At 66.3% G+C, this 24,550-nt stretch carries 27 protein-coding genes; 10 read left to right on the top strand and 17 right to left on the bottom strand.

Features of this window, described 5'->3' with window-relative positions; translation table 11 throughout:
* The first annotated feature begins 269 nt into the window (after positions 1 to 269).
* From DBO33_RS41275 to DBO33_RS43355, 10 genes are all read left to right on the top strand, one after another.
* A complete protein-coding gene (locus DBO33_RS41275) occupies positions 270 to 1,355 on the top strand; it encodes a nuclease-related domain-containing protein (protein ID WP_107661085.1) in 1,086 nt (361 codons plus the stop codon).
* A 416-nt stretch (positions 1,356 to 1,771) separates the two neighbouring features.
* The gene (locus DBO33_RS41270; RefSeq protein ID WP_107661084.1) at positions 1,772 to 2,332 is read left to right on the top strand and encodes a hypothetical protein; all 561 of its coding nucleotides are present in this window, start codon (positions 1,772 to 1,774) and stop codon (positions 2,330 to 2,332) included.
* 161 nt (positions 2,333 to 2,493) lie between these two features.
* A complete protein-coding gene (locus DBO33_RS41265) occupies positions 2,494 to 2,931 on the top strand; it encodes a hypothetical protein (protein WP_107661083.1) in 438 nt (145 codons plus the stop codon).
* A gap of 73 nt (positions 2,932 to 3,004) precedes the next feature.
* Positions 3,005 to 3,928 carry a hypothetical protein gene (locus tag DBO33_RS41260; protein ID WP_107661082.1) on the top strand — a complete coding sequence of 308 codons (924 nt, stop codon included), beginning with the start codon at positions 3,005 to 3,007 and terminating at the stop codon, positions 3,926 to 3,928.
* A gap of 20 nt (positions 3,929 to 3,948) precedes the next feature.
* Complete coding sequence (locus tag DBO33_RS41255; RefSeq protein WP_107661081.1) at positions 3,949 to 4,326, top strand: hypothetical protein; 378 nt, start codon at positions 3,949 to 3,951, stop codon at positions 4,324 to 4,326.
* 461 nt (positions 4,327 to 4,787) lie between these two features.
* Positions 4,788 to 5,126 (top strand): hypothetical protein, encoded by a 339-nt coding sequence (locus tag DBO33_RS43365; protein WP_159080776.1) that lies wholly within the window; start codon positions 4,788 to 4,790, stop codon positions 5,124 to 5,126.
* Between the two features lie 50 nt (positions 5,127 to 5,176).
* A complete protein-coding gene (locus tag DBO33_RS41245) occupies positions 5,177 to 5,572 on the top strand; it encodes a hypothetical protein (protein WP_159080775.1) in 396 nt (131 codons plus the stop codon).
* Between the two features lie 295 nt (positions 5,573 to 5,867).
* The gene (locus DBO33_RS41240) at positions 5,868 to 6,149 is read left to right on the top strand and encodes a hypothetical protein (RefSeq protein WP_107661078.1); all 282 of its coding nucleotides are present in this window, start codon (positions 5,868 to 5,870) and stop codon (positions 6,147 to 6,149) included.
* A 204-nt stretch (positions 6,150 to 6,353) separates the two neighbouring features.
* Positions 6,354 to 6,866 carry a hypothetical protein gene (locus DBO33_RS43360; protein ID WP_159080774.1) on the top strand — a complete coding sequence of 171 codons (513 nt, stop codon included), beginning with the start codon at positions 6,354 to 6,356 and terminating at the stop codon, positions 6,864 to 6,866.
* A 164-nt stretch (positions 6,867 to 7,030) separates the two neighbouring features.
* Complete coding sequence (locus DBO33_RS43355) at positions 7,031 to 7,495, top strand: hypothetical protein (protein ID WP_159080773.1); 465 nt, start codon at positions 7,031 to 7,033, stop codon at positions 7,493 to 7,495.
* 161 nt (positions 7,496 to 7,656) lie between these two features.
* On the opposite strand, the gene DBO33_RS41230 is transcribed toward DBO33_RS43355, so the two are convergent.
* From DBO33_RS41230 to DBO33_RS41150, 17 genes are all read right to left on the bottom strand, one after another.
* On the bottom strand, positions 7,657 to 8,436 hold the full coding sequence (locus tag DBO33_RS41230) for a DUF4913 domain-containing protein (RefSeq protein ID WP_107661076.1): 780 nt from the start codon (positions 8,434 to 8,436) through the stop codon (positions 7,657 to 7,659).
* Complete coding sequence (locus DBO33_RS41225; RefSeq protein ID WP_107661075.1) at positions 8,433 to 10,268, bottom strand: type IV secretory system conjugative DNA transfer family protein; 1,836 nt, start codon at positions 10,266 to 10,268, stop codon at positions 8,433 to 8,435. Before DBO33_RS41225 ends, DBO33_RS41230 begins: the two co-directional genes overlap by 4 nt.
* Positions 10,265 to 10,813, bottom strand: a complete 549-nt coding sequence (locus DBO33_RS41220) for a hypothetical protein (protein ID WP_107661074.1) — start codon at positions 10,811 to 10,813, stop codon at positions 10,265 to 10,267. The genes DBO33_RS41225 and DBO33_RS41220 overlap by 4 nt, the downstream gene beginning before the upstream one ends.
* Positions 10,810 to 12,498 (bottom strand): peptidoglycan DD-metalloendopeptidase family protein, encoded by a 1,689-nt coding sequence (locus DBO33_RS44635; protein ID WP_107661073.1) that lies wholly within the window; start codon positions 12,496 to 12,498, stop codon positions 10,810 to 10,812. The genes DBO33_RS41220 and DBO33_RS44635 overlap by 4 nt, the downstream gene beginning before the upstream one ends.
* Entirely contained in the window at positions 12,495 to 12,782 is a 288-nt protein-coding gene (locus tag DBO33_RS41210; RefSeq protein ID WP_159080772.1) for a transposase, read from the bottom strand. Before DBO33_RS41210 ends, DBO33_RS44635 begins: the two co-directional genes overlap by 4 nt.
* The gene (locus DBO33_RS41205) at positions 12,779 to 14,461 is read right to left on the bottom strand and encodes an ATP/GTP-binding protein (RefSeq protein ID WP_234391481.1); all 1,683 of its coding nucleotides are present in this window, start codon (positions 14,459 to 14,461) and stop codon (positions 12,779 to 12,781) included. The genes DBO33_RS41210 and DBO33_RS41205 overlap by 4 nt, the downstream gene beginning before the upstream one ends.
* A 2-nt stretch (positions 14,462 to 14,463) precedes the next feature.
* Complete coding sequence (locus DBO33_RS41200) at positions 14,464 to 15,951, bottom strand: SCO6880 family protein (RefSeq protein ID WP_107661071.1); 1,488 nt, start codon at positions 15,949 to 15,951, stop codon at positions 14,464 to 14,466.
* Positions 15,948 to 17,525 carry a hypothetical protein gene (locus tag DBO33_RS41195; protein ID WP_159080771.1) on the bottom strand — a complete coding sequence of 526 codons (1,578 nt, stop codon included), beginning with the start codon at positions 17,523 to 17,525 and terminating at the stop codon, positions 15,948 to 15,950. Before DBO33_RS41195 ends, DBO33_RS41200 begins: the two co-directional genes overlap by 4 nt.
* Positions 17,522 to 18,334, bottom strand: coding sequence for a hypothetical protein (locus DBO33_RS41190; protein WP_107661069.1), 813 nt, complete (start codon positions 18,332 to 18,334; stop codon positions 17,522 to 17,524). The genes DBO33_RS41195 and DBO33_RS41190 overlap by 4 nt, the downstream gene beginning before the upstream one ends.
* A 2-nt stretch (positions 18,335 to 18,336) precedes the next feature.
* Positions 18,337 to 18,963 carry a hypothetical protein gene (locus DBO33_RS41185; protein ID WP_107661068.1) on the bottom strand — a complete coding sequence of 209 codons (627 nt, stop codon included), beginning with the start codon at positions 18,961 to 18,963 and terminating at the stop codon, positions 18,337 to 18,339.
* 19 nt (positions 18,964 to 18,982) lie between these two features.
* Positions 18,983 to 19,249 (bottom strand): hypothetical protein, encoded by a 267-nt coding sequence (locus DBO33_RS41180; RefSeq protein ID WP_107661067.1) that lies wholly within the window; start codon positions 19,247 to 19,249, stop codon positions 18,983 to 18,985.
* 7 nt (positions 19,250 to 19,256) lie between these two features.
* Complete coding sequence (locus tag DBO33_RS41175; protein WP_107661066.1) at positions 19,257 to 19,550, bottom strand: hypothetical protein; 294 nt, start codon at positions 19,548 to 19,550, stop codon at positions 19,257 to 19,259.
* Positions 19,551 to 19,557: 7 nt separating this feature from the next.
* Complete coding sequence (locus DBO33_RS41170; protein ID WP_107661124.1) at positions 19,558 to 20,193, bottom strand: DUF6668 family protein; 636 nt, start codon at positions 20,191 to 20,193, stop codon at positions 19,558 to 19,560.
* An 81-nt stretch (positions 20,194 to 20,274) separates the two neighbouring features.
* Positions 20,275 to 21,750, bottom strand: a complete 1,476-nt coding sequence (locus DBO33_RS41165) for a cutinase family protein (protein WP_107661065.1) — start codon at positions 21,748 to 21,750, stop codon at positions 20,275 to 20,277.
* The gene (locus tag DBO33_RS41160) at positions 21,750 to 22,457 is read right to left on the bottom strand and encodes a hypothetical protein (RefSeq protein WP_107661064.1); all 708 of its coding nucleotides are present in this window, start codon (positions 22,455 to 22,457) and stop codon (positions 21,750 to 21,752) included. Before DBO33_RS41160 ends, DBO33_RS41165 begins: the two co-directional genes overlap by 1 nt.
* On the bottom strand, positions 22,454 to 23,299 hold the full coding sequence (locus DBO33_RS41155) for a hypothetical protein (RefSeq protein ID WP_234391480.1): 846 nt from the start codon (positions 23,297 to 23,299) through the stop codon (positions 22,454 to 22,456). Before DBO33_RS41155 ends, DBO33_RS41160 begins: the two co-directional genes overlap by 4 nt.
* Positions 23,300 to 23,302: 3 nt before the next feature.
* Positions 23,303 to 24,484: a hypothetical protein gene (locus DBO33_RS41150; RefSeq protein WP_107661063.1), complete on the bottom strand. Its 1,182-nt coding sequence runs from the start codon at positions 24,482 to 24,484 to the stop codon at positions 23,303 to 23,305.
* Positions 24,485 to 24,550 lie beyond the last annotated feature (66 nt).

Raw genomic sequence — 24,550 nt, 5'->3', positions numbered from 1 at the left:
CTGCTGCAGCCCCGTGCGGTCAACGCCATCTCACACACGCTGTCCGGGTCCATGAAACGCGCCCGTTGTGGGCTGCCATAGCCCGCCGCCCATCCCGATGCGGACGGCGATCCGGCGATAATGTAATTCCAGAATGCTAGCGTTGAAGAGGTTTCGCACCGCGCGTGGGAAGCCGAGCTTGCAGCGCACGAAGTCGCGGTTTGCTGATTAACCCGCCAGTGCCGCACCAAGCCCATTTCGCTCGACACCACACGTACAAAGGAATCAGGATGCTCGTCATCAACGGTGAACGCAGAAGGATGACGTACACCGAGCGGACTACTGTCGCCTGGCTCAAGAGCTGGCGCGATATCGGTGGCGTCGCCATCTCGGGGTGCTACGTCGATGACCGCAACGATCCCAGCGACGCGACCGACGGCGACATCGTGCTTTTAACTCCGCAAGGCTGCATCGTCATCGAAGTCAAACGGATTCTCGAACTGGTCAGCGGCCGTGTCTCGTGCCGGGCCAACGGCCCCTGGAGTATGCCCGGCGTCACCGGCTCCCCTGTGCACACACGTAAAGGCGATTTGAACCCGATCGATCAAGTCTCCGACGGGACGTACAACCTCAAGAATCTCGCAGCCAGCCGCGGCATCGATACCTTCGTGGTTGGGCTTGTACTGCTGTTCGGGCAGAAGGGATGCACCATAGAAGTCAGAACTGCTGCGCTCCCCCGGGGCATCGAGGTGCTCGCGGCCCACGAAAGCCACCTGCGGAACTGGTTGCACCGCAAGGCACAACGCTCCACGACTTGGTCAGCCCAGCAGGCGCACACTTTGTTGACCGCGCTGAACTTCGCCGGTGGGATCAGCCTCGCAGACCTTGTCGCCGAAGGATTCCCCGACATTCCCCTCGCAGGCGTCGTGGATCCGCAACAGGAAGGTGGATCCACGAAGCTGGGCATGATGGCTTCGCCGGAGCGCGCGCACAATCCGTTCTGGTTCAGCATTCCGCCGCGTGTCGTCGACACCACCGTCGCGCCGGTCCGCATCGAGCACGCGCCCACGCCGTCGTTGGCGGTCATCTATCGCCGCCCCCCGCGTCGGCACGGAGCACAGCGCCTCGGCGCGATCGGCTTAATCGTGATCCTCGCAGCCACTTCTATGCTGTTTATTCGGTGGCACAACGAAACGACATCACCGCCCGCGGTCGTCGACGAGACCACCCTGTCGACGACCCCGACACCTACCATCCCATCACCGGACGCGCATCCGGTCGTGCCTTCGCCCGATCCAACCCCGGCGGAGGCGGCCATCCCGATCAGTCCGCCGCCAGCTCGAAAGTACTGCTACCCATTTCAGATCGGCTGCTAACTCAGGTCCGATTGGCCAGCCGCTTTCCACGCCTGAAGCAGATCGTCACTCGCTCCCGCCATCGGCAGGCGGGGGGTTGCGCTACCGCCCTTGCCGACTTGGCGTCGCCGCCTGCCTGCAAATCGCGTTGTCCACCTCCTGGCTGGGCAGGCGCGTGATCGCCGTGACTGCCACTTCCTGACTCTTCCGGCTGAACACAAGCCCGACGTAAACGTGCCTGCTGCCGCATCGCAGGTCAGCACCTGCCTATCGAGCCGCACACCACGGCAACAGGTGCGCGGTGGTGCGTTGGGTCCGGTGGACTGCGGGCCTCCGCTCCGCCTCGTGACGGCATCGCGACATCAGGCGCTGGCATTCAATGATTATGGAATGCTAGAATTCAAGCGTCGGTGACCCTCGCATCACTCGGAGCATGAATGAGCAGCACGACCGCAGTGAAGACCAAGCCCGCAACCGTCCGCCAGCCGCGTCCGCGCCGCGACCGACTCGTCGCCTACGTCAGCTTCATCAGGTTGATGCGCAAGCCCCGCAAGGATTGGGAAGCACTCACCCGCGTCGGCGGGATCGTCAAGGGGCACAGGACCGTCGCGGTCAGGACCTGCAACTACCGCACACAGACTCTGACCGTCGAGACTCTCGTCCAAGACGCTCGGAGTGCGACCGGCACCAGCGCCACTCGGTTCCTCGCGACGATCCGCGAAGATCTCGACAGCGATGGCAATGTGATCTCGAGTCATCCAGTCCGCAATCCGCTGCCTCCGCAGAGTGATACCGGCTTCGACTACGAGAAATTCGGCCGCGACATCAAGGCGATGACGCTGGCACTCGCACTCAAGAATCTCGCCCCCACGCGCACGGCGAGCAGGACCTACAACTACATCATCCGCGCCCTGGCTGAGGACCTCGATATGCGGCGGCCCTCGGATGCGACCTGCATCGAGGTCCGGAAGCATTTGCGCGTCAGCGAATCCAGCTGACCCACCCAATCTCTGGTGCCCGAAGGCGGCATCAGGGGACGCGGCGGCGCGGGATGCCCACCCTCCCGCGTCGCCGCACAGCCAGCCTATTCAAAACCCCCACCGCACAAGCATTTTCGGCTGACCGGCCACACGCCATGCACATGCAAAGGAGTCACACCATGACCGAGATCGACATCCGCGATGTGTACATCCATCGTCGCGAATTTTCGGTCCCGGCGCCCACGTCTCGAGCCGACCCTGATCAGGAGCGTGCCGACAGGACAGCTCGGGAACTCGCGCGAGCATTTGCCCTAGCTGCTGGTGCGAATCCGTACACCCACGGGGCGATCAAGGTCTCTACCAGCTCTACGCAGCGGGTCTACGCCGCCGAGGCGGTGATCGCCGCTCCGCCTGGTTCGGCCGAGCCCTCCAGCACCACGACCTACCGCGACGACGAGCCCGCGCGCCTGTCGGCCGATCTGACGGCCACGATTGACGAGGCGCGAAACTCGGCCCGCGCACTGGAAAACCTCATCACCCAGGCCACCTCGGCAGCATCGATGCTGCGCCAGCGCTACTTCATCCGACCTGCGATCGCACCACCGGACGACCAATAGCCATCGCACGACCAGAATCTATAGCCCCTGGAATACCAAGGTGGGCAACATAATTCATCGATCAGGGGACACCATGACCAATACCGACCTCGTGCAGCTCACCGAACAATGCGCCCGCTTGACCGCAGCCGCCCAACGCTGCGGTCTCCAGATCGAGGATCTCGACGAAGCCGTCCACGAGGCCGCCGCCGGAAACGCGGCCCGCTACAACAACGAGCGCCACCCCGGTGACGACGACGCCACCCACGACATGTTCAGCCAGCAGGCCAGCAACATCAACAACGGCAGCCTCGACGACCAAGTGCAGTTCCTGATCGACCAACTCGGCGTGGCGGGTGCGCAGGTCATGGTCAGCGATGCTGCCCTCGACAAACTCGACGACGCCCTCGCGCAGATGATCGGCACCGCGACAGCGGTACGAACGTGGTTGCACGCCAGGGATTTCGAGGCGGCACCAGCCTGGACGCCAGTGGTGGCAGGGCTGGCTGAGGCCCTGGCACGGTGCTATCGAACGCTGGCGGCACTGGGCACAGTGGAAGCCGATCTGCACGCGCGCGCCGGTCGCGGCCGTCGCCGATTCCTGTCCGCGCTGCTCAAGGCTTTCAGGTTCGACACCGATCGGGTCGGCGAACTCTACTGTGACCGCGCCTATCTCGCTGCGGTGATCGCCGCGCTGCTCGACGCACTGGCACGTCTCGGTCTCGCCAGGCCACCCCTGCTCTGCGCCAACGACCCCAACTGGCCCGACCACGCGGTGCTCCACCTTTGGCTGCCCAACCTGTTCGGTGAATCCGATCAGCTCGACGCGGTGGGCCGGTCGTTCACTCTCCACATCCATCCCCGCGATCAGTGGCTGTTCGAGAAGTGGCGCGTCGACGCCGCCGTTGCGCCGCGATGGGATCAGGCAAGCAAGACCACCGAGCGCCACCGCATCAGCCTGTGGGTCGCTGCCCTACGGACCCACCGGGCAACACGTCACCGCCACGCCAGCCGCTGATTCAGAAACGGAGACATTCCATGTCACCCCTCAATCCGCTCCCCACCATCGCAGCCTGGTGGCTCACCGGCACGGCGGTCCTCTACCGCGCCATCCACTCCAGCCTGCCCAAGACCAGCCACGCGCTGAGTGCCATCACCTCCGCTGCTTGGGCCGCAGCATCTTTCGGCTACGGCGGCGAGGACTTGCGTGAAGTGCAAGCCCACAACCACGCGGTCGATCTCTTCGTGGTCCTGAACGGCCACGGCATCTCTTGTGCCGCCAAGGCAACAGACGCGGTCATCACAATGATGGCCGGGGAGCACGAGCTGCCCGAACCCACTCCGAGAGTCCTCGCCCTCGTCCGCAGCTTCCTCGCACAGGTTCCGGCCGACGCCGAACCCGACGCGGGCAGGTGACCACGATGCACGTGGTCACAGGGTCGCGCTCCGTCGCTACGACCGGCGGAACGCAAATCCGCCTGGCGACCGAAGTGCGGTGCCGGTGTGGAGCCCTGTTCGACGAAATCGGCCTCGACGGAGTCATCACCGCAGCGGTGTGCACCAACCGAGCCTGTCGCCGCACCGAACGGTGGGTCACCAACCACCCCAGACCGCTGCTCGCCACCGTGTCATCGCCTCCCGCAGCCGAGAATCCCTCGCTCTCCCACGCCGATCCGACAGTGCCCGTCAACCACGTCAGCAAAGGAACCCCGATGCCGTCCGCACCCTCACCCACCGATGACTCCGCGTTGCTTGGTCTGTTCATCCCCCGCCCGGAATCGGCCAGTGCGACACGCACTACGCCGACACAGGCCGACGGTTCACCCAGTCGCGCCAGCGCGCCCGACGCAGCGATCGCAACACCTGTTGTCCCGGGGTTGAGCGAGCTCGTGGGCCGCCATACCCGCACCGAGGACGCCACCGGACAAAGCAGCTGCTCCTGCGGAGCGGGACCGTGGCCGGATCACCGCGGCTACGACCATCACCTGGCCATCGCGGTCACCGCCGCCTACACCGTGTTCGACGGCGCCCCCGACCGTGTGCTCTTCGCCTGGGAATCGGTCGACCCCACCACCCGCCTGCACCGCACCTACCCGGTACCCGACGTCGACACCGCCCTCGCTGCGGTCAACCACGTGCGCCGCACACGAAATCTGCAACGGAAATCTCACGCCGATGTCAAGGCATGGTGTGTGACCGCGCATCGCCTGACCTGATCACACCAACCCCATCCCAACAGCCCCATCCTCCGCATCCAGGACGATCCATGACATACGCTGTCCCCCAGCTCTTTCCGAATCCGAAGTGGCCATCGGCACCAATGAGCGCGCTGCGGGTGGCCGGTCTGGCCTACGCCGAACTGCTGGCACGACTCGCACACTACAAACCCACACAGGACCATAACGCCGCTGTCCTGAACGCGTTCACTGCCTACCACCAGGCTCGCCGCGATGCGGTACCCGAGGTGTGCGCAGTGATCACCATTGCCCAGAGGTGCTGCGGCCCCGACGAACTTGCTGAGCTGGGCATCCCTGCAGGGTGTGAGTGGGATCCTGTCAATGGCCGGCTCAGCGCGAGTCAAAATCAGTTCCTCGACGACGCGATTGCCCGGTTCGCCGCTCAGACACGGCGACCAGCGATGACGGGAGATACCCACCCATGACTCCCGAACGGAGCTCCAGACATCCCGAATCGACCGTCGAACAGTCCGTACGGAATTCTACTGGCGAATCTGGCGCGACCGGAGACGAAGGAGACGTAGACCGTCTGGTTCGTCACTTCCTCCTGCACCTGGCGCGCCTGGCGCGCAAGCATGGCGATGCCGACATCGCCACGCGCGTACGCCGCATCGCCTACAAGCTCCGCCCCACCGACCCCCAACTGGCAGGAGAGCTGCTCGATGCTCTGCGCGCTGAACCCGGACCCTGAATGAAACCTCGACCCCCTGACGGAATCCCATGGTTCTTTCCCGCAACGTCGCGCTCCGCCTGCGCCTAGCGGCCGAACTGGCCAATGCCGATGGGCCGCTTTCGACCGCGCAACTACAGGATGCGATCAACGGCCCGGGCTGGCGTGGCCGCCCGAATCTCTACAACCAGCTTCGAGCACTCGAGAACCTGGGACTTTGCGCGCGCCAACCGCGTCGGCCCGATGAGCCGAATGTCTATTGGCTCGACCGCCAGAAACAGGCGATGGCCGACGCAGTCGAAGCCCTGAACCAAAGCGACGCCGAGATCTAGCCGGGGATCGACGGCGTTCGTTGTGCGAGGCGGCGGGCACTCGACGCCGCGCTGCTGTCACGGACATACGCAGCCTGCCTGCCCAGATCAGAAATCACGCGGCCAATTATAGAATTCAAGCGTGCTAGAATTCTCCAAGATCGAATATCTCCAGTCACCGCAAGCAGGCAATGTGTTCCAACGTCCGAGAGAAACTACAGGCCGATGACTCAGTACCAGTACGCTGCTGTCGCTGCCGACGATGTGTTTCAGGTGCCGTCGGCGGCGGGCCCGGCTGCGTCCACCGCCGCGCGGGCGTTCGCTCCGCGACTCGGCGCGCAGGCGCGGTCGGCTATCGACACCGGGTCCGTGCTGGAGCGGGCTTACGCCGTGCCCACTGGCGGCGCCGGGCCGTTGGACCCCTTCCCGGGTAGCGGTGGCTCCAACCTGCCTGCAGTCTCCGGTTCCCGTGCGCTGGCGACCATCCCCGCTGATCCCGCCCTTGACCCAGCACCAGTCGTTCGCCACACCAGCAACGCACGCAGCTACGTGGTGGCGGCGGCGATCGCCGCTGGTGTCGTTGTCGCGGCAGTTGTCACGGCAACTCGCCCCGCTGAGACACCGTCAGATGGGCCCGCGCCGGGTCAAAGCCAGGTTGCAACACCGCCGCCCGCGCCCGCGCCCGCGCCCGCACCGAAGCAGCCTGTACCGTGCTACCCCTTCCAGTCGGGCTGCTGATCGGACAACGCTATGACGCGTAGGAGGTTGGAGCGAGCCAGCCCGCATGGGTTGCTAGGATTATTAGATGCTAGTAACCCATGCGGCTCGCTTGATCGACGCCCAGGAACGCCATCGCACACTGCGCCGGCTTTCTTGGTTCATGGAATGCAACGGTGACGCCCGTGGCTAGCGAGCAAACTGATAGCGACGCGGCAGGTGCGAAGAAGAAGCCAAAAAGGCCTCAGATCAACTTCTATCCCGATCCCGCCGAACATGAACGGTTTTCCAGCAAGCTCAAGGACGACGATGAGAGCCCGTCGGGATATGGCGTAATAACCGGCCACTTCCGAAGGTGGATGCAGGCTTTCAACGTTGATATTATGCCAGCCGCTAAAACGCTGGACTGGGCGATAGCAGATGCGCCGGCGGCCCTTCACGGCACCGACGCGGAATTCGAAGCCTTCCTAGAGCGTTTTCTGACCGCGTATGGTAATCAGCTGAAGATTGTTCACGACAACATACAGAAGGCGCGCCGAGAGCAGGCACTGAACGCGGCGGCCGCCGAAGATCCCGTACTCGCCGAGCTGAATGAGAAGATCGCCCGTTTGACCGAGGAGGCCAACCGGGCTGTCTATGGTAATGATTGAGCGTGTTCCCGACACCGACTGATTACTACAATTCCCACACGGCATGTTTCGTCACGTGACAGTCAATCGTTGGCTTGACCTGCTGCACTGAGCTCCTCCGTTGCGAGCGAATCATGCATGCAGGCAACTCGACCCCGCAGAGCAGTTTGTTGCCCAGCTCTTCAGGCGGCGGGCGCCAGCTGGCGTTTGACGACCTCAGGCAGTGGTGTGGCTTCCAGTTGCGGATGGCCGGCGAACCCGGCGGCTCCGGCCTGGGACATGGGCCCGGTGGTGTTGTCGAAGATCACCCGCAGGTGGGCATCCAGATGCGCGCACCACCAGGTCGACATCGCCGAGGGTGACTGTGCGACGCGGGCGTGTTCCCAGGCGGCATGCAAGGCGGCGAAGCGTTCAACAACCTCGGGGTACTGCCACCACATCGGGTCCCACGAGAGTCCCTTCCCCGCAGCTGAAAGAATCCGTCGCCGAACCACTTTGACGAACCAGCCCTCCATCCATTCCCACACGGTCGGGAACAGAGGCTCCAGCTCAGTCAATGCCGCTACAGGCTGGTGCCGGTTTCGGACATCATCGGGCACCGGTTCGGTGGCCAAGGGTGCGTGCCCGGAGAAGTTGGGATCGGCAGAAGCCAACGACATCGGCCCGGTCTCCCCATCGAAGAGCACACGCAAGTGCGGTTCCAGATGTGAGACGAACCAGCTCGACATCGCCGACGCGGACGCGGAGGCGTGGGCTTCTTCCCACGCCGCGTGCAGGGCCAGCATGCGGGCGACGACCTCGGGGTATTTCCACCATGCCGGGTCCCAGGTCAATCCTTTTCCCGGGGAGGCGTTGACGCGGCGGCGGATGTTGATGACGAACCAGTCCTCGACCCACAGCCACACCGTGGCGTACTGCGGTTCGGGCGGGGCCTTTTCCTCAGCGGTCGTGGAAGTGGTCATCGCAGCGGTCCTCGCTTTCTCGGTGTCGCTGCGACCGTCGCGGCGGCAGCTGGATCGGTGTGTGTCGGGTCACCGGTTGGCGGTTTCGGGGCCGGTGTGGCGTAGTTCTTGCGGACCAGTAGCGGTTTGGACCCGGGGATTCGCACGATCGCGCGGTCGCTGGTGATGGCGGCCAGATCGGCCATCTTCAGGATTCGCTCGGACTGCCAAGAACTGCTGCGCGATGCTTGTCCGGTGGCGAATATCCCTGTGGGCGTGGATGTTTGGTCGTTTCTTACCCAGTGGTCGTCGATCAGGTCCGACAGGGTCGACAGGAAGTCGCGGTCGTCGATGTTGCCGCCGTACCACAGCACAGACGCGGCGTCGCACATGATCCGGAAGCCCACCTCGCCCCAGACTTTTTTGCCCTGCGCGGGCGATTGCAGGATGGTGACCGGAATGATGCCGCGAGAACCGAAGTGGCTGTACTGATCTGGCAGTGACTTGAGCCGACACGTATTCGCCGCTTCGTCGAGGACTGCCATCATCGGTATGGGCAGGCGGCCGGCGCCGGTGCGGGCACCGGCGGCCTCGGCTTGATCCAGCACCAGCCCGACCAGAGCGGTTGTCAGCGCCGCGGCGCTGTCGGGCCCTTCTTTCGACAGGGCGTAGAGGGTGTCGTGAGAGGTCGCGAAGGCCTCAGGATTGAACTCGGGTAGTGAATGAATGAATTCGCCTGGGCCGGTGACCACGGTCCCGTCGGCGGCGATGCTGATCGTGCGGCGGCGGTTGGGCAGGATCGCCTTGGCATACCGGTTGGCGTCCAGGCTCTCCAGGAACCTCCTCGCCATGTCGTAGAATCCGTCGCGCTGTCTTTCGGTCACGTTTTGTTTCGTGGTCAACATGCGTGCGACTGCGGTCTCCCCGTGTGCCCGCAAGACGGCGGCGGGTACGTCGCTTTGCTCATTGGCCATCCATTCCGCGGCGTGCCACATGTCCCCGCCAGCGAGAGCAGCGGCGAGCATGTAGGCGCTGAGCAGGTCCTGGGCGCTACCGTCGAAGTAGGCGTCGGCTGCTTTGGCTTCGTCGTCTTTGGATGCGCCCACCCAATAACTGGCCGCCTTCTTCGCTGCGGGGAGGTCGGCGACCGATCGCAAGGGGTTCCACCAGAACTGTGCTTGCCCCGCTTGGCCGGTCGTGACGCCTTGCAGGTCGAACAGCCACACCTCGCCCTCTTCGCGGCGTACCGTCCATGTCCCGGTGTAGATGTCGGGCTTATTGCTGGTCGCCACGACCGGCCCGGGCGCGTTGAGCACGCACGGAATCGCCAGGGCCACGGTTTTGCCCATCCTGGTTCCGGCGATGGCGACGACGACCCATTCGTAGGGCAGCCGCAGCGGCAGGTTGCCGCGCACGGTGTATCCGACGAGGAAGCCGAGGAATGCGGGGTGGTCGGCGGGGATTCCCGGTGCCAGGCGCAGGGTTTCCGCGCGCAGCCACTTCTCTTTGAACAGATCGAGCCCCGCCGGGTTGGTCATGGTTTTCGCGGCCGAGTCGACTGGACGGCGTTTGCCTTGTCCCTTGCGCTGGTGGCCGAACAGGTAGGCCAAGGTGGTGCCGGCGGCGGCGGCGAGCAGCAGCTCGCCGATCAACGCGAAGGTCGCCGAGGTGGGCCATTCACGGTGTCCGGCAGCGACTTCGGCGAGGATCGCGGGATTCCAGGACGGGTTGGCGCCGCCTCCGATGCGGTAGGCGCCGAGCACCGCCGCGACGACCGCTACGGCAGCTGTGGCGACTGCGGCCAGGACCAGGCTCTCGCGGCCGGGGGCAGGGCGTTGTGTGCGAGCGGTCATGGCTTGTCCGGGGCGAGCTGGTAGCGGCTGACAAGCCAGCCCTTGTCCTGGAAGTGGCGCAGCCGGACCTGCAGCCGGCTGACGGTGTAGGGCGTGGTCGTCCCGCCGGGGTGCAGCACGAGTTGGTTGACCCGCGCGACGACGGTGGCGTCGTCGCCGTCGACGACGACGGGTTCGGTCACTGTGACCGCGGCGTTGATCCTGTCGTGGCTGCGAGTCCAGCTGTCCCACTGAGGAATTGGACGTATCGGCGGATTCGGTGCGGTCTTGGCCGCGCGCGCGAGCGGGTCGGTGAGCAGGGCGCTCGCGCGGTGCAATGCTTGCCACGCGGTGTCGTCGGTGCCCGGTCGCCAGCTGTGAATGATGGTGAGCGCGTTGACCGCGACAGCGTCCGGGCTTGCGTGGGCGGGATCGAGCGCATCGATGTGAGTGTGGCTGTCGGTGCCGCGATGATCGGGGCCGGCACTGAGTTTCAGCGCGGCGATGATGCCGAGGACGACCAGCACCACCGCGGTGAGGGCGCCGGCGATTTTGAGCTTGCTCATTGGTTGATCGCGGCCTCCAGCTCCTTGGCTCGATTCAAGATCTTGGGGACGTAGTTGAGGGTCTCGGGGTACGGCGGGATACCGCCGTACTCGCGTACCGCTCCGGGTCCGGCGTTGTAGGCGGCCAGCATCAACGCGGTGGGATCGCCGGAGACCTCGCCGGAGGCGATCAGTAGGCGTAGTTCGGCGGCCAGATCACACATGTAATGGCCCTGGGCCATGACGGCGTCGCCGATGTTGTTGGGGTCGCCGGTGCCAGCGGGACCGGTTGGGTTGCCGTTGTCGTCCACCGGAACGCCGTAGTGCAACCAGGTTTCGGGGATGAACTGGGTGTAACCAGATGCTCGGGCATCGTTGGGGCCGTGGGGCTGATAGCCGGACTCGGCTTCGACTTGGGCGCCCAGCAGTTCCGGGGTCAGGTCGTTGCACTGTTTCGCCGAGATCACCAGCCATCGCCGGAACTCCTGGGGCACGGCGTCGGGCAGGGTGTCGGATCCGTTGTCGTCGGTGATGTTGGGGACCGTGCACGGGTTGCGAGCGAGCGGGGCCTTCGGGCTGGCTGGTGCGTTCGGATCGCCGGGTTGCGGTGCGGCTCCGTAGGTTTGGTCGGAGGTGGGTGGGCCGTGGCCTTCGACGCTGACATGGACGTGGTTGTAGTGGTCGGCGTTCAGATCCCCGGTCTCGGTGAGGTTCTGGGTGTCGCCGTCGGCCGGGACGAGGGTGGCTCGCCAGATCAGGTAAGTCAGATGAAATTGTTCGCGGTTAGCCCACACGAAATCGCGGATGCTGTCACCCAATTGGCGGCCGAGGTCGGAGTCGAAATCCGGGATCATGATGTCGATGGCGACACCGTTGGGATGATCGGGTGACACCTGATCGCTCGGGCGCCACCCGCCGATATCGGTGATCTGCGGAAAATATGCGTGTACGGCGCGGGCGACGCGGATCGCGTTGATCTGCAGGTTGACCTCCGAGCCGACGTCGGCGGGTAGCGGGCTGGACAGCTCGGTGACCGGGGGCGCTGCGGCCACCGCGACGTCGGATGGGGGTGCAGCGGGGACCGAGGGGCCGGCCGTGTCGGGGTTCGTGGAGGTCTCGGTGCCGGGTTCGACGGCGTCGGTGAGCCAGGCGTTCGGGTCGATGGCGGTTCCGCCAGTGAGCCTTCCGCCTTCCCACAGTTCCAGGTGCAGATGCGGACCGGTGACCTCGCCTTTGTCACCTTCGTTGGCGATGTGCTGGCCGGCGCGCACGGCATCTCCGGCTTGCACCAGGGTGCCGCCCTCGTCGGAGGAGCTCATATGCCCGTAGACGGTGGAGTACGCGCTGCCGTCGGGCAGGGTGTGGTCGATGACGATCCAGTTCCCGAATCCCGATGCCGGGCCTGCCAGGGCGACGACACCGTCGGCGACAGCGAAGATCGGAGCGCCTATCGGTGCAGCGAAGTCGATTCCCTCGTGTCTGTCGGCCCTGGTCGGGTCATGGAATCCGGAGGTGATGACTGCTTTGCCGTCGCCGGTGGTGTGCATCGGCAGCGAACGTTTTCCGGGTGGGACACCGCCGGGGCGTTGATTGCCTGGGTTGGTTATGCAGGCACCGGTGTTGCTGGTGGTGGTGTCGTCGAAGACCGTAACGAGCAGGGCGACGGCCACCACCAGCGCTGCCACCATCGCCAGTCCCGCTTTCATCGACGGGCCCGAACTTGTTCGGAGAGGGCGCAATTGGCTTGTCGCAGTCGCGTGATCTCCGACTGCAGGGTGTGCACGTAGGAGGGTAGTTCCTCGGCGCTGAGAGTGCGTGAGGGGCCGAATTCTTCGCTGGCCCAGCGCAGCACGGTGTTGACGTGTGCGCCGAGCGCGGTGGCGATAGCCGCGCAGCACTGCATTCGCGAGCGGTACTGGTCACGGGTGTCGCGGTAGGTGCGGAGTGCCCAATCACGTTGCGCCCTAGGGTATTTCGTCGGTCTGCTCATCGTTCTTGCTGCGCGATAAGCTCGTCGAATCGGGCATTGGTGTCGTGCAGCCGTAATTCGATCTCGGTGGGGGTGAGCAATGTCTGGATTGGGATCCCGGCTGCGGAGTCCTTGCTGATCTTGATCATGAATTTGCCGATTCCGGCGGGTTTTTGGCGTGCCCCGCGGTGGCGCCGGCGTAGCGGCGCGCCACGTGACCAGGACGTGATCATGGCCTGTTCGGCGACGCTGTACTGCAGCACGTCCTCGAGCCGTGCCAACTCTCCGGCTGGCAGCCCTCCACAAATGACCATGCCGGCTCTCTCAATGAACCCGAGAGCGGTTTTGATGTCGGCTTCGGTGGGCAGTGTTTCCAGGTCACGGCCGGTATGGGTGATTTGCAGTAGGCCGGTGCCGTCGCTCCTGTTGAGCCGGGTCAGCTCATCGATGCGTTGCACCATCCCCGCACCGGCACCCAGGACCTGCCACAACTCGTCCAAAACAGCGAGGAAGTAGCGTTGCGGGGCGAGTTTGGCCGCGGCCAGCAGATGGGCTGCTTCCATGGACCCGTAGGCATCCGACCAACAGGCAAGCATGACTGCCGCTTTGAGTGTTTTGTCTCCGCGAGTCAGCGAGGACACGTCGATGACGATGCCCGGGGCGGACAGGTCCAGCGGTGTACTGGTGTGGTCGGCGAAGATCTCACCAAGTGGCCCGTCGAGCAAGGCCGCCATCGACCGCCGCAGCGCGATGGTCGCCACCAGATATTCCTCGCGTGATGCCGCGGCGGCGATCTTCTGCAGTCGATCCGATCCCGCGCTGATCTGATCGGCCAGATCCCGCACCAACGGCGGGTTCTCGAAGTCGAACTGCCCACCCTCGCGAAGCTCGCGCAGCGCCGAGGACAGCAGCGCGTGTTCGTAGTCCGCGACAGGTTCCTGGCGGATGAGCTCGATCAGCGTCGCGGTCATCAGCACCTGACGCGAATGCACGAGCTCACGGGTTTCATCGATGAGTCCGCCCCTGCCCGCGGCGATCAACTGTTGCTCGTGGGCTTCCAGCAGCGGGATCGTGGACCCCAGCGATCCGGCGGCGAGCGGATTAAGATGACCCTTGCCGTGACCGAGGGTGATGACCTGGCCGCCGTTCGCCCGGATCAGCTCGACGTACTCCCCCTTCATGTCGCCGGCGATCAGTGGGCACTGCCCTTGCGCGATCGCGCCCAGGACCATCTTTCGGATAAGGGTCGATTTCCCCAGCCCCGGCAGCGAAAGGACGAACGCGGATGGATTGCTGATCAGCCCGGCTGCGAACCAGGCCAGGACATCGCAGGTTGCTGGTTCGCCGGTGGTCAGGTGCGCGCCGACTGGGGTGCCGATATTCGGGGATGCCGCGCCCACCATCCACGGGTTGAGGCCGCACACGTGCGCGGTGGTGGCCTGCCACTCCAGCGGCGGCTTCACGGTGTCCATCGCTCCGCCACCGGGCCCGCGGTAGCCGCGTTGGCTGCGTTTGTGGGTGCGGCGCCACTGCGGCTCACGTTCTGATGTGGTCGAAGAACTCGGCGAATCCTTATGGCGGCGACGCCATCTCGCCAGTGCCCGGCCCTTGCTCGACAGCAGTGGTGGCTCGGTGGTGAAACCTTCGTCGATGTCGTCGACGAGCTGGGCGAGCTGGTCGTCGGTGAATGTGGCTGGCATGGTCAGGCGTTCGACGCGATCTGCGACATGGTCGAGTGGTCGGGCATCAGGACCCCGAGTCCGAGGCCGGCGGCAAAGGCGGTGTCCTGCTGCCCGTAGGCGCGAAAGAAGCCCAAACGGGCTCGCGCGGATAGTGATTCGGCGATCGCGGCAGCGGTGTTGTGATCGCCGGTAGTGGTGACCGTCAGCAACATCGAGTACCTCACCAGACCCGCGCCACGGACCTGCTCGTGGCGTTGCTGATGGGTGGCTTGTAGTCGCAGCTCACTGGCGGCGCTTTTGACTCCTGGTCCCTGCTGGTTCGCGGTGAGTGCGTCCTTGTATTCCCGGTCGACTTGACGGGTGGCGTCACCAGCGGTGAACGGCCTATAGATGATGGTCAGACGTTTGCGCGGTAGCGAATCATGAGGTTGCAGAAGAGGTCTGAGGACTTCATCGGTGAACACCGACTCGGGCGGGTTGGCCATCTCCCACACCACCGACACGACTCCGTTGTGGCGGTAGTAGTCCCACTTCGCCGCGGCGGCGGCGGGTCCGGCGTCCTCCCAATCCATGCCGTGGGGTTCGCCGAGAACGTCGAGGGCCTCGAAGTCCGCGACGGCGGAAGGGTTGTAGGAGCGGTGCGCCATCTCCACGACCTGCTCGGCCGACATCGGCAGGGCGTCGACCCCGGCACCGAGGAGGTCCTCGTACAAGGCGGGGAGTCGGCGGGCGAGTTCCGCCGCCATTTCTTCGGGGTCGACCCGTCGCGCTTTGGTTGTGGCGCGGAAGGTCAGCGCCAGGCGTGCGTGTTGCTGCTGGCGGCCGGCGGGAAAGTGCAGCGCGGACTCCTCCATCACCTGAGAGGCGATCGGAGAGTTGGAGTGCTTGATCATTTGCGAGACTTCGCGCTGCAGCCGCAGCCCAGTCGCCGGGAACGTTTCGATCACCGCGACGGCGGCGACGATGTCGCCGGGCAATCCGAGGTTGGCCAGGTAGGCGCCCCAGTCGGCGGTCATCATGTCGCGCTGGACTTGGGTCAGCGCCTCGTCACCGCCGGGCCAGCATTCGAGCACCGTGGTGTATTCATCGCGGCGGCGGCGGTGGATCATGGCGAAGTCGTTGCCGAGCCGGTCGGTGCCGGTGTGCAGTGTGGTGTCTGCGAGCAGGCCGGGCAGGCGGTAGCGGCCGCCGGGGATGTGTGAGTGGGGGCCGCTGCGGTAGACGGTGCTGCCGGACAGCCGGCGTCGCCACCATTGGATACGCAATTGGATCACCTCGTACAGGCTGTGGCGGCGGGTGGTGATCACCATCGGCGCCAGAATCAACACGCTTATCCCGCCCAGCACCAGGGCGGGGCCCAGGCCCCCGATCAGCATGGTCAGCAACGTGGCGACCATCGCCGCGCCACCGAACATGGAGGCCCGCAACGACAGACCGAAGAACCCTGTGCGCTGGGGGAAGGTCCCTGAGGAGTACAGGGGCCGGTCGAAACCAGCAGGTGTGCTCATCGCGGCACCTGCCCGTTCTGGATCGTTCCCTCGATGAACCCGGCCGCGCTCGAGGTACCCCGTGAGGCGGCGCGGGCGGTCCCGACGGCGGCGGTCCCGATGCCCGCCAGCGCCATGCCGCCGAGCTTGGCTGCCGTGGCTGCCTTGCTCGTGCCCGCCGATCCGCTTGCGCTGGAACCGGAACGGGTCGCCGAGCCGCCACCGCCTGACCCGCCACCGCCGCCTGCGCGTGAACCGCCTCCGCCTCCGCCTCCGGAGCTCGAGCCCGAGTACTGGCCGCCGTAGCCGCCGGTCGAACCAGATGCTGGGGGTGAACCACCCGATCCCGCAGCGGATCCCGCGCTGCCTCCCCCGTTGGGCTGCATCTTGGCACCGGCCGCGCGAGCTGCCATTCCTGCCGCACCCGCGGCAGCACCGCCACCTGCGGCCAACGCAGCGACCTGCGATCCTCCGGCCGAGATCGTCGACACCGATGGGGCGATTACGCGCAGGATCGTTGGCAGCGCAAATCCGGCCACGGCGAGCAGTACGGCCCCGATCACCGCGTCGGTGGCGGTATTGCTTGTCGCGGCCCAGAAGGCGAAGGCGTAGAGCAGACTGGCTGCGGGCTTGAACAGCAGTGCGGCGATGGTGTAGCTGATCATCGAGGTCCAGCTCTGGCGGCCGGTGCCGGTGACGCTGGCAGCGGCAGCGATCGGTGAGAGCGCGACGGCCAGCGACAGCACCGCCTCGCGGATGATCAGCGCGACCAGTTGGGCGATGCTGCCGAGCAGCCCGATCCCGGCCAGTGCGAGCGAGACCACCGGGCCCAGTCCGGACTTTTCGTCGATCCACACCAGCGCCTGAATTTTGGCGTTGACGTCGCCGCCGGATGCGCTTTGCAGTACCCAGATCGAGAAGCCGTCGCCGGCTTGGTGCAGGGCGAGCACGGTCACTGGAAGCGTCCAGAGTGCGAACAATGTTCGCATCAGCATGCGCGCGGATTCTTCTGCGCCTTCGGCCACCGCGTGCCGACGTGCTATCGCCAGCCGGAGCGCCCCGAACCCGACCCCGAACGCTAACGCGATCAACTGCAATTCCCATGTCAGGTTGCGGATTCCGCCGATCGATTGGGATCCGGAGAACGGTATCGGGACCGACATCCAGAACGTCATCATCGTGACAAAGGCGTTCTTGTTGCCGTCCATGACCGCGCGGGTGAGCTTGCCGACCGGGTCGTCCCAAAACAGGGTTGCCAAGCCCTGTACTCCGTTGACTCCGGCGGTCATTGCTCCGGCCGCGACGCCGCAGTTGATCGTCGACAGTCCGCCGACGGTGACGTCGATCGCCTCGTCGAGCCAGTCGAGTCCGGTGTGGAGCCCTTGGTCGAGCAGGTCTTTACAGCCGTCGTAGGTTTCGTCGAACTGGCTGCCGTCGGGGTCGGGATCGGAGTTGAGTGTCGGGCTTTGGGTGGGAACGGTTACGGTGGGGCGTGGCGGTGTCGGTGGCGCGGTTGAGGGTTGGGCCAACGCTGAACCAGCAGTGACGATTCCCGCCACCAGTACGCCGATGACGAGCAACGCGAGGCGTCTCACCAAGACCACTTCGTCCACCCCTCCAGCGAGGAATCCCGCTGCCCGGCCCCGGTACTGGCCAGCTCACGTGCGAGTTGGACACGCCAATCGCCGTGGCGCCACAGCAGATTCAGCCGCAATCCGACCCATTGCCCCGCCGCTGTCGTGGTGGCCGGGGTTGTTTCGGCGCGTAAAGCCCACTCGACCGCGACCAGGTCCGCATCGCAGGTGAGGATGCGGAATGCTTCTGGTGCGAGGAACAACCGCCGAAACCGATCTCCGGCCGGGTCGGCCTCAACCGGTGCGGATGCCTGGGCCAGGTCTCGTTGTTCGTCCTCGGTCAGGATCGTCAGCGCGGCGATCGCCGCGCGCGAGGGCTCTCCTGCGGCGTAGGTGCGCGAGAGGAAGTTGAATCCGGCGATCGCCGCGCCCTGTGGCGATCGCCGGTAGCCCAGCAGATTGGTTCCTTCGATACGAGTGGGCCCGTCGGTGGCCGAGGTCAGGATCGGCATCTCGAAGCTGCGTTGGATCTGCATGCCTTGTGGCGAATCCACCGCGCCCCCACCGCATTCCACGCGCGGCCCGGGATCGCGCTGGGGCTGGGGTTGGCCCGCGGCATTACGGGGAATGATGATTTTGCGGCCGAGGCGGTCGGTGGTGGGATCGTCGAACCCGCCCGCCGAACTGGGTCCGCCCGGCGCGGTGCGTGTCGGGCGCGGGGCCGCGGTGCCGGATTCACGTGGATTGTCGTCGCGGTTGGCGAAGAGGACCACGACGATGGCACACAGCACGGTCAAGACGGTCGCCACCGCGATGCGAGCTCGTGTCATCGTCAGCCCTCCAGGCGTGTGTAGCCGTCGAGGGTGGGTACTTCGATCCCGTCGACGTTCTCAGCGGCTGTGGGGAGCACGATGCGCCAGTCGTCGATCCAGGCGAGGGCGACCGGGAAGGCCAGGCGCTCGCGTGAGTCGGCCGTTTCGGCGACGACCAGCACTGCCGCAGCCCTGTCGGTATAGTGAGTGACTTTGAACGCCAGGAACTTTGGCGATTTGCCCACGGGGACGGGTCCGTTGATCGACAGCGCGATTCGATTCGCAGCGTATTCCTCGCGGCCTGGGCCGGGTGCGGCGACGATGGACAGGACTCGCCCCCATTCGCTGTCGGTGGCCAGTGCGAGCAGCACTTGGCCGCGGATGGCGGCGAGCACTGCGCCTTGCGGAGTACGTGAATAGCCGGTCGCGACGGCGTCGCCGAAGTTGGTGGGTCCGTCGATCGGTGAGCGGGGCAGCCGGACGCCGGCGCGGGTTTCCCACACCAGGCGCGCCGGTGCGGCGGTGGGGTCGGGGGCTGCACTGGTTGTCACCGGCGCTGGATCGTCGCCCTCACCGCAGCCGACCACAAGCATGGTGAGCGCGACCAGAACGGCGGCGATACTTACTCTGATCTTCTTGTGAAGCAACAGTTTTCCCTTTCGCCGTTCAGCGCATGAGTTCTTGGGCGATGGGCATCGCGGCGCTCAAGATGGCTGATGCGATGCAGATACGGATCAGAGCAGCTTCCTCGAGCAGGTGAGTCGAGGACGCTGATCGGCGCTGCCACACGATCATCGAGACCGTCGCCACGAAGCTGGCGATCGCCAGCAACGTCGCGAACCAGACGAACCACCCGAACAGGGTGCTCAGCGGCCCGAAGACTTGCTCGGGTAGTTGCTGAGGCTCAGCGGGTGGCTGCGCGAGAACCGTCATGACGCGATCAGTCCCAGACGATGGTGTTGATGATGGTCCCGCTCATGGTGATCAAGGCCGCGCCGATCATCGCGCCGACCAATTTGCCTTGGGCGTCACCACCACCACCGGACCAGCGTTGATAGGCCAACATGGCAGCGGCGACGACGAAGCCTCCGATCGACGCGATGACAGCGGCCCAGATCACCCAGGACAGGATTGTCAGGTACTTTTCCGAGCCGGGAGGGACGCCGGGGGTCGTACTGATTTGGGCGAGAACGCTCGCCTGCGCGACGTGGTAGGTCTGTGTGAGCGGGGACATGACAGGGTTACCTCTGCTTTCGGCTGATGGCTGCGGTGCGGGCGGAGTCGAAGACAGCGCGCCCGATGTCGACGAGGTCGGGATGCACGGTCGCGGCGGGGTCGGTGCGGGCGAAGCGCCGCTGGGTCTCGGTGGATTCCTCGCGCGGGGACCACCGGGGCATCTGCTCGACGCTCAAGCGCCGATAGATCGACAGGAAAGGGACGCGCCAGCTGGCGGGGGCGAGTTCTTCGACCAGCTCCAGTTGGCGGCGCAAGGTCGCGGGCAGGTGACCGTCATGGTCGGCGACCGAGACCAGTCCCAGCAGGGTGCATCCGCCGATGAGGCCTGCGGCGGCTTGGCGGAGCAGGACATGGGCGGCGGTGAGCCCGATGCGGTGGGTGCGGGTGAGCACCACGACGTTGGGGTAGCGGTCCGCCGCGGGCCAGCCGCGTTGGGAGTCCGCAGCCGGTGCCCAGGTTCGTGCCAGGGTGCTGACCCCGGCGCCGCCGTGGGCGCCGAGCAGCCAGATCGCCGGAGGGGGGCTGGCGGTGGAGAGCGCACGGTCCCATACCGGTGCCTGCTCCTCGGGCGCGGGCACTTTCAGCCCGGCCGGAGTGGTGGGCCCGGCTGTGGATGTGCCGCGCGCTATCGGCGCCACCATGTCGGTCCTTCCTGTGGTGGTGGGACCACCACCGTCGTGCGGGACGCGGTGACCGATTCCCGAGGTCGGCACCGCGAATTGTCAGTTCGCTTGACCAGCAAGGATTTTCGAAGCCGCCAGCACCTCCTGACCGGGGACTGTGGCCAGGGGGCCAGGTTTGGTGGGAGAGGTCTTCCCCTCGGGGGTCGCGGAGGCTCCGGCGATGTCTTGGGCGGCTGCGGCGACCCAGTCGGCGACCAGTTGCACCGCTGTTTGCCCGCTCGCGCCGACGGGCACCGTGGTGTAGCCGGTGGCGCGGGTGTTCTGCCAGTAGCTGGTGTCCATCGCCATCCGCACGAGCCCGGTGTTGTCGGTCAGGCCGTCGGAGAGTTCGTTGAAGGCGAGCTTGGCGACGCGATCCAGGGTCACCGGCGGGATCAGCTTCAGTACCGCGCCACCGAGTTTCGCCGCGACCAGACCCAGCGCGGCTTCGGGTCCGGCGACCAGCGCGGCCCCGATCTGGGCGATATTGGCGGGGGTGAGGATCTCGCGGCCGACGGCGACCGCAGCGCTGATCCCCATGCCCGCGATCTTGGTGATCGCCTTCAATGCTTGGGTGAGAACGTCTTCGGGCTTGAGGTTGGGGTTGGCTGACTGCACGAGCCGGTCGGTCACGCTCGGCCCGGAGGTGTTGACCTGCAGTTGCCCGCCAGAGGTGGTGGACAGGTGATCGTTGATGAAGCTCGCCCCGGTGTAGAGCACGCTTTGGCTCAGGGAGGTCACCACACTGGCCAGCACGCCGAGCGGATCGGATCCGTCTTGTTTGATCTTCGAGCCGACACCGGCGACGACTTTTGCCAGAGCAGCGTCGGCGGGGATGTCGCACGATAGATCGCCGTGCACGCAGAACGATGCGACGCGAGAGGTGAGCGATCCGTAGCTGGCGCGTGTGGTGGCCGGTGCGATCCCTCCCCCGTCAGCGGGTGCCGCGCCGTTGAGCCGAATGGTTTGGGCCACAGTGTTTCCGGTGACACCTGGGATGTTGCCGGGACCGTTCTGCCCGCCGGAGAAGATCGGCGCGCCAGGGCTTCGTGTGGGATCGGAGAACAAGGCGACTCCGGCGAGGCGGTCAGCCGGAATCGCTCCGCGCCCTGTCCCGACGTCGCGGGCGATCGTGGCCATCACCTGAGCGCCCTGTTGTGCGCCGACGAGGAACACGCGCTGGTTGGGGCAACGTTTGGATTGCTCGGCCAGGAAGGTTGTCGCGTTCGTGGCGCCGGAGACGATCGAGGTCGCGCTAGGGTCGCTGGCTTGGTAGGCGAGATAGGAGCGGCTCAGTAGCGGTTTGTCGCGGTTCGCGGCTAGTCGCGCGGGCACCGCTATCGCGGCACCGAAGCCGGTGTCGACCTCTGGCGGTGTGCCTGGTGTCGCTTCGCCTGTGCCGTTGGCGATCAGCAGATGTAAACCGGCACAGTCGGGTTCGGGCTCTGCGACCGCGACGGTGGATGCGGTGGTGGTGCCCAGCAGCATCGCCGAGGCGATGATAGGGGTGCACAGCAGGATGGTGCGGGTGCGCATCAGTTGTCTCCTCGCGGGAGGATCGCCGTGATCAGCGCGCCCTTGGGCGCGGTGGCTGCGGCGATCGTGGTGATCGTTTGCGGGAAGTGCTCGAGAGTTCCGTCGGGTCGGCGCGTGTACAGCTCGACCGACCACATGCCTGGTTGCACCGGGGTTGCCAGCACGCAATGGGTGGTCCCGGCGGGGACGGTGTCGATCCCGGCTTTGAGCTGGTCCACGCTGCCGACCCGGGCGTCGGCGGCGACGTGCAGGCGTGCGGTGACGGCGTCTCGGTCGAGGTAGTAGGCCTTCTCGAATGCCGCGATCGCGGCCAGTCCGGGTTCGGTTGCGGTCATCGAGACCGGTTGTCCGGCACCGATTTCGGTGCACCACGGCTTGACCGCGGAGGAGGTGGCTGCGGTGGTGGTCGGGTCCGCGAGATTCGGCGGTGCCGGGCTGGCGGGACGCATCAGCATCGCGGCGCAGACGACGATGGTGCCGGTCGCAGTGAGCGCGCCGATGATCACCACTGGCAGCGGTGGGCGTCGACGCGGGCGGCGCCGGAGGCGAGCAACGGGGGGTTTGCTCGCCTCCGGCGCTGGGGTGGCAGGCTCGGGGCTGGTGTCGAACCAGTCCTGATCGTCCTGCTCATGGCGCGACACCACCGACAGCGACGGCGTCGGCGCGTAGGTGGGGTCGGGGGACTCGTCGAACCAGTCGTCGCTCATGTCGAATCCGTTGATTTCGCAGCGCTTTCCGGTGCCACCACGGCGGCGAGGTCGGCGTAGGCGCGACGGGTGCGCGGCTGTAGGTGGTCGTAGGTGATCGTGCGGCCGTCGGCCAGATGAGCGTCGTAGGGGATCTCGCAGACCGCGCGGACCCATCCGCGATAGAGGTTGCTCAACGGTTGTGCCACCGAGGCACTGTCGGGGTGTTGGTGGCTGACTACCAGCACCGAGGAGCCGATGAACTCCCCGCCGAATTCGGCGTCGAGTTGCTGCAGCGTCCAGCGCAGACGGTTCGTCGCGTCGCGGCGGGCCGGGATGGTCAGCACCAGGCGTACGTCGGGCTGGTCGAGCAATGGACGCAGATGCCGGGCGGCGACGCTGCTGCCGCCGTCGACCACCGAGGTCATGCCGGCGCTGAGAAGACGGTCGCAGATGGTGGCCGTGGTGGCGCGATGGGGCAGCGGGCTTGGATCTCGCCACAGCAGTCCGGCGCCGGAGCTGGTCAGCGACAACGCTTCTGACAGTGGTGCCGCAGTCGATGCGCTCGATGCGGCCAGCCAGGCTTGGACCGAGCAGCACGCGAGGCGCCGGTCCGCGCCACGTGTCGCGAGGTCTCCCCCGGCGACGGTCGCATCGAGTGCGACCACCCGTTGCGCCGAAGCGAGCGCCGAGACCAGACCGAGGGTGGTGACGGTCGCTCCGCTGCCGCCGCACGCACCGACCACCAGCACCGGCGGCACCCGTGCGGGAGCCTTGGGGGCCAGGTAGACGATCGATCCGCCGTTGGGCGCGGCCGTCGCGGGATGTACTCCCGCGACGACCCATTCACCATCCGCACCCATCGACTAGCCCCGCTGCTCGAACAGGTTCTGCGGCACAGGCGGCGCGGTCAGTTGAGCCCACATCGCCTGTGCAGTCGAGACCACCGTCGACACCATCGCCTCGACCGGCGAGGGCGCAGGCGCCTGCGGATCCGGCATGGGGGCTGCTGCTTCATGGACAGCCGCGACCTCCTGGGCGGTGTCTTCTGCAGGTGGTGGACAAGCCGGGTCCTGCTCGCTGGTGCCCTCGGCGGTCTCGGCTGCAGGCTCGGCGGCAGGTTCCGGGGCGGGCTCGGGGGCGGGAGGCTGCAGGGCATCCGGTGGCGGAGCGGGCTGATCGCTGTCGCCGGTTCCGAACGCCGCCGCCAGTGCCCCGCCGACCGTCGCGCCCACGGCCGCGCCTGCGACGGCAGCGGGGATACCGACGACCGTGGCACCGGCCACGCAGCCGACAGTGCCGCCGATGGTCGCCGACAACGGGATGAACACCGGAGCTGGTGCCGCGACGGCCGCGCCGACAAGGCCGCCGACAGCCATGCCCGCGAAGCAGCTGCCCAACCCGACAGTCAATGCGACGGCGTTGGCTCCAGCTATACCTCCGGCCACCGCGCCACCGGCGGTGACCTGTGCTCGCCGATCAGCTTTGTCGCGGGGAAGACCAGCCGCGTCGAAGGCCAGCGCAATTTGGTAGACCCCGTAGTCGTTCCACTGGTTCCACTCTGTGACCAGCGAGGGTGGAGCCCAGTCCGGGCGCGGGTGGGTCTCGGCCCCGAGGTGCAGCAGGACCTCCGGCGGTGGTGGCGGCGCCGCAGGCTCGGCAGGCTGTTCTTCTTCGGGTTCGCCGGCGCCGCCGTCTGGGGTGGGGCTGGCGTAGACCGCGGGCTGTGCCGGAGCGGGCTTCCAGAAGTTCGGCATCGGACGGTCCGGGCGCGGCGGTGGCGGGTCGGGCAGCGCATTGGCCAGCGGTGTGCCCGCGTCCGGTGGCAGCGGGGCCGGCGGCGGCGGTGGTGCTGGGGTGACCCCGGGCTGCTGGCCGTTGCCGCCGGGGCTGACGCCGGGCTGGCCGGGGCTGGATTGAGGGGTCACTCCGGCCTGCGGTGATGGTTCAACGGCTACAGCGGGTCCGGCCGCCATCGCCACCGGGATGACTGCTGCGGCCGCGATCAGGGCAATGCGCTGGTGTCGGGTGCTGGTGTGCTTGGGCACAGGTGTCTCCTTGTCGGTGCCCGCCGTGCCCGTGCGTCGGTGACCGTCGCACGGGCTTCGGCGAGA

The organism is Nocardia suismassiliense, assembly GCF_900269665.1.
GTDB lineage: Bacteria > Actinomycetota > Actinomycetes > Mycobacteriales > Mycobacteriaceae > Nocardia > Nocardia suismassiliense.
This window is presented reverse-complemented; position numbering and strand designations above follow the sequence as displayed.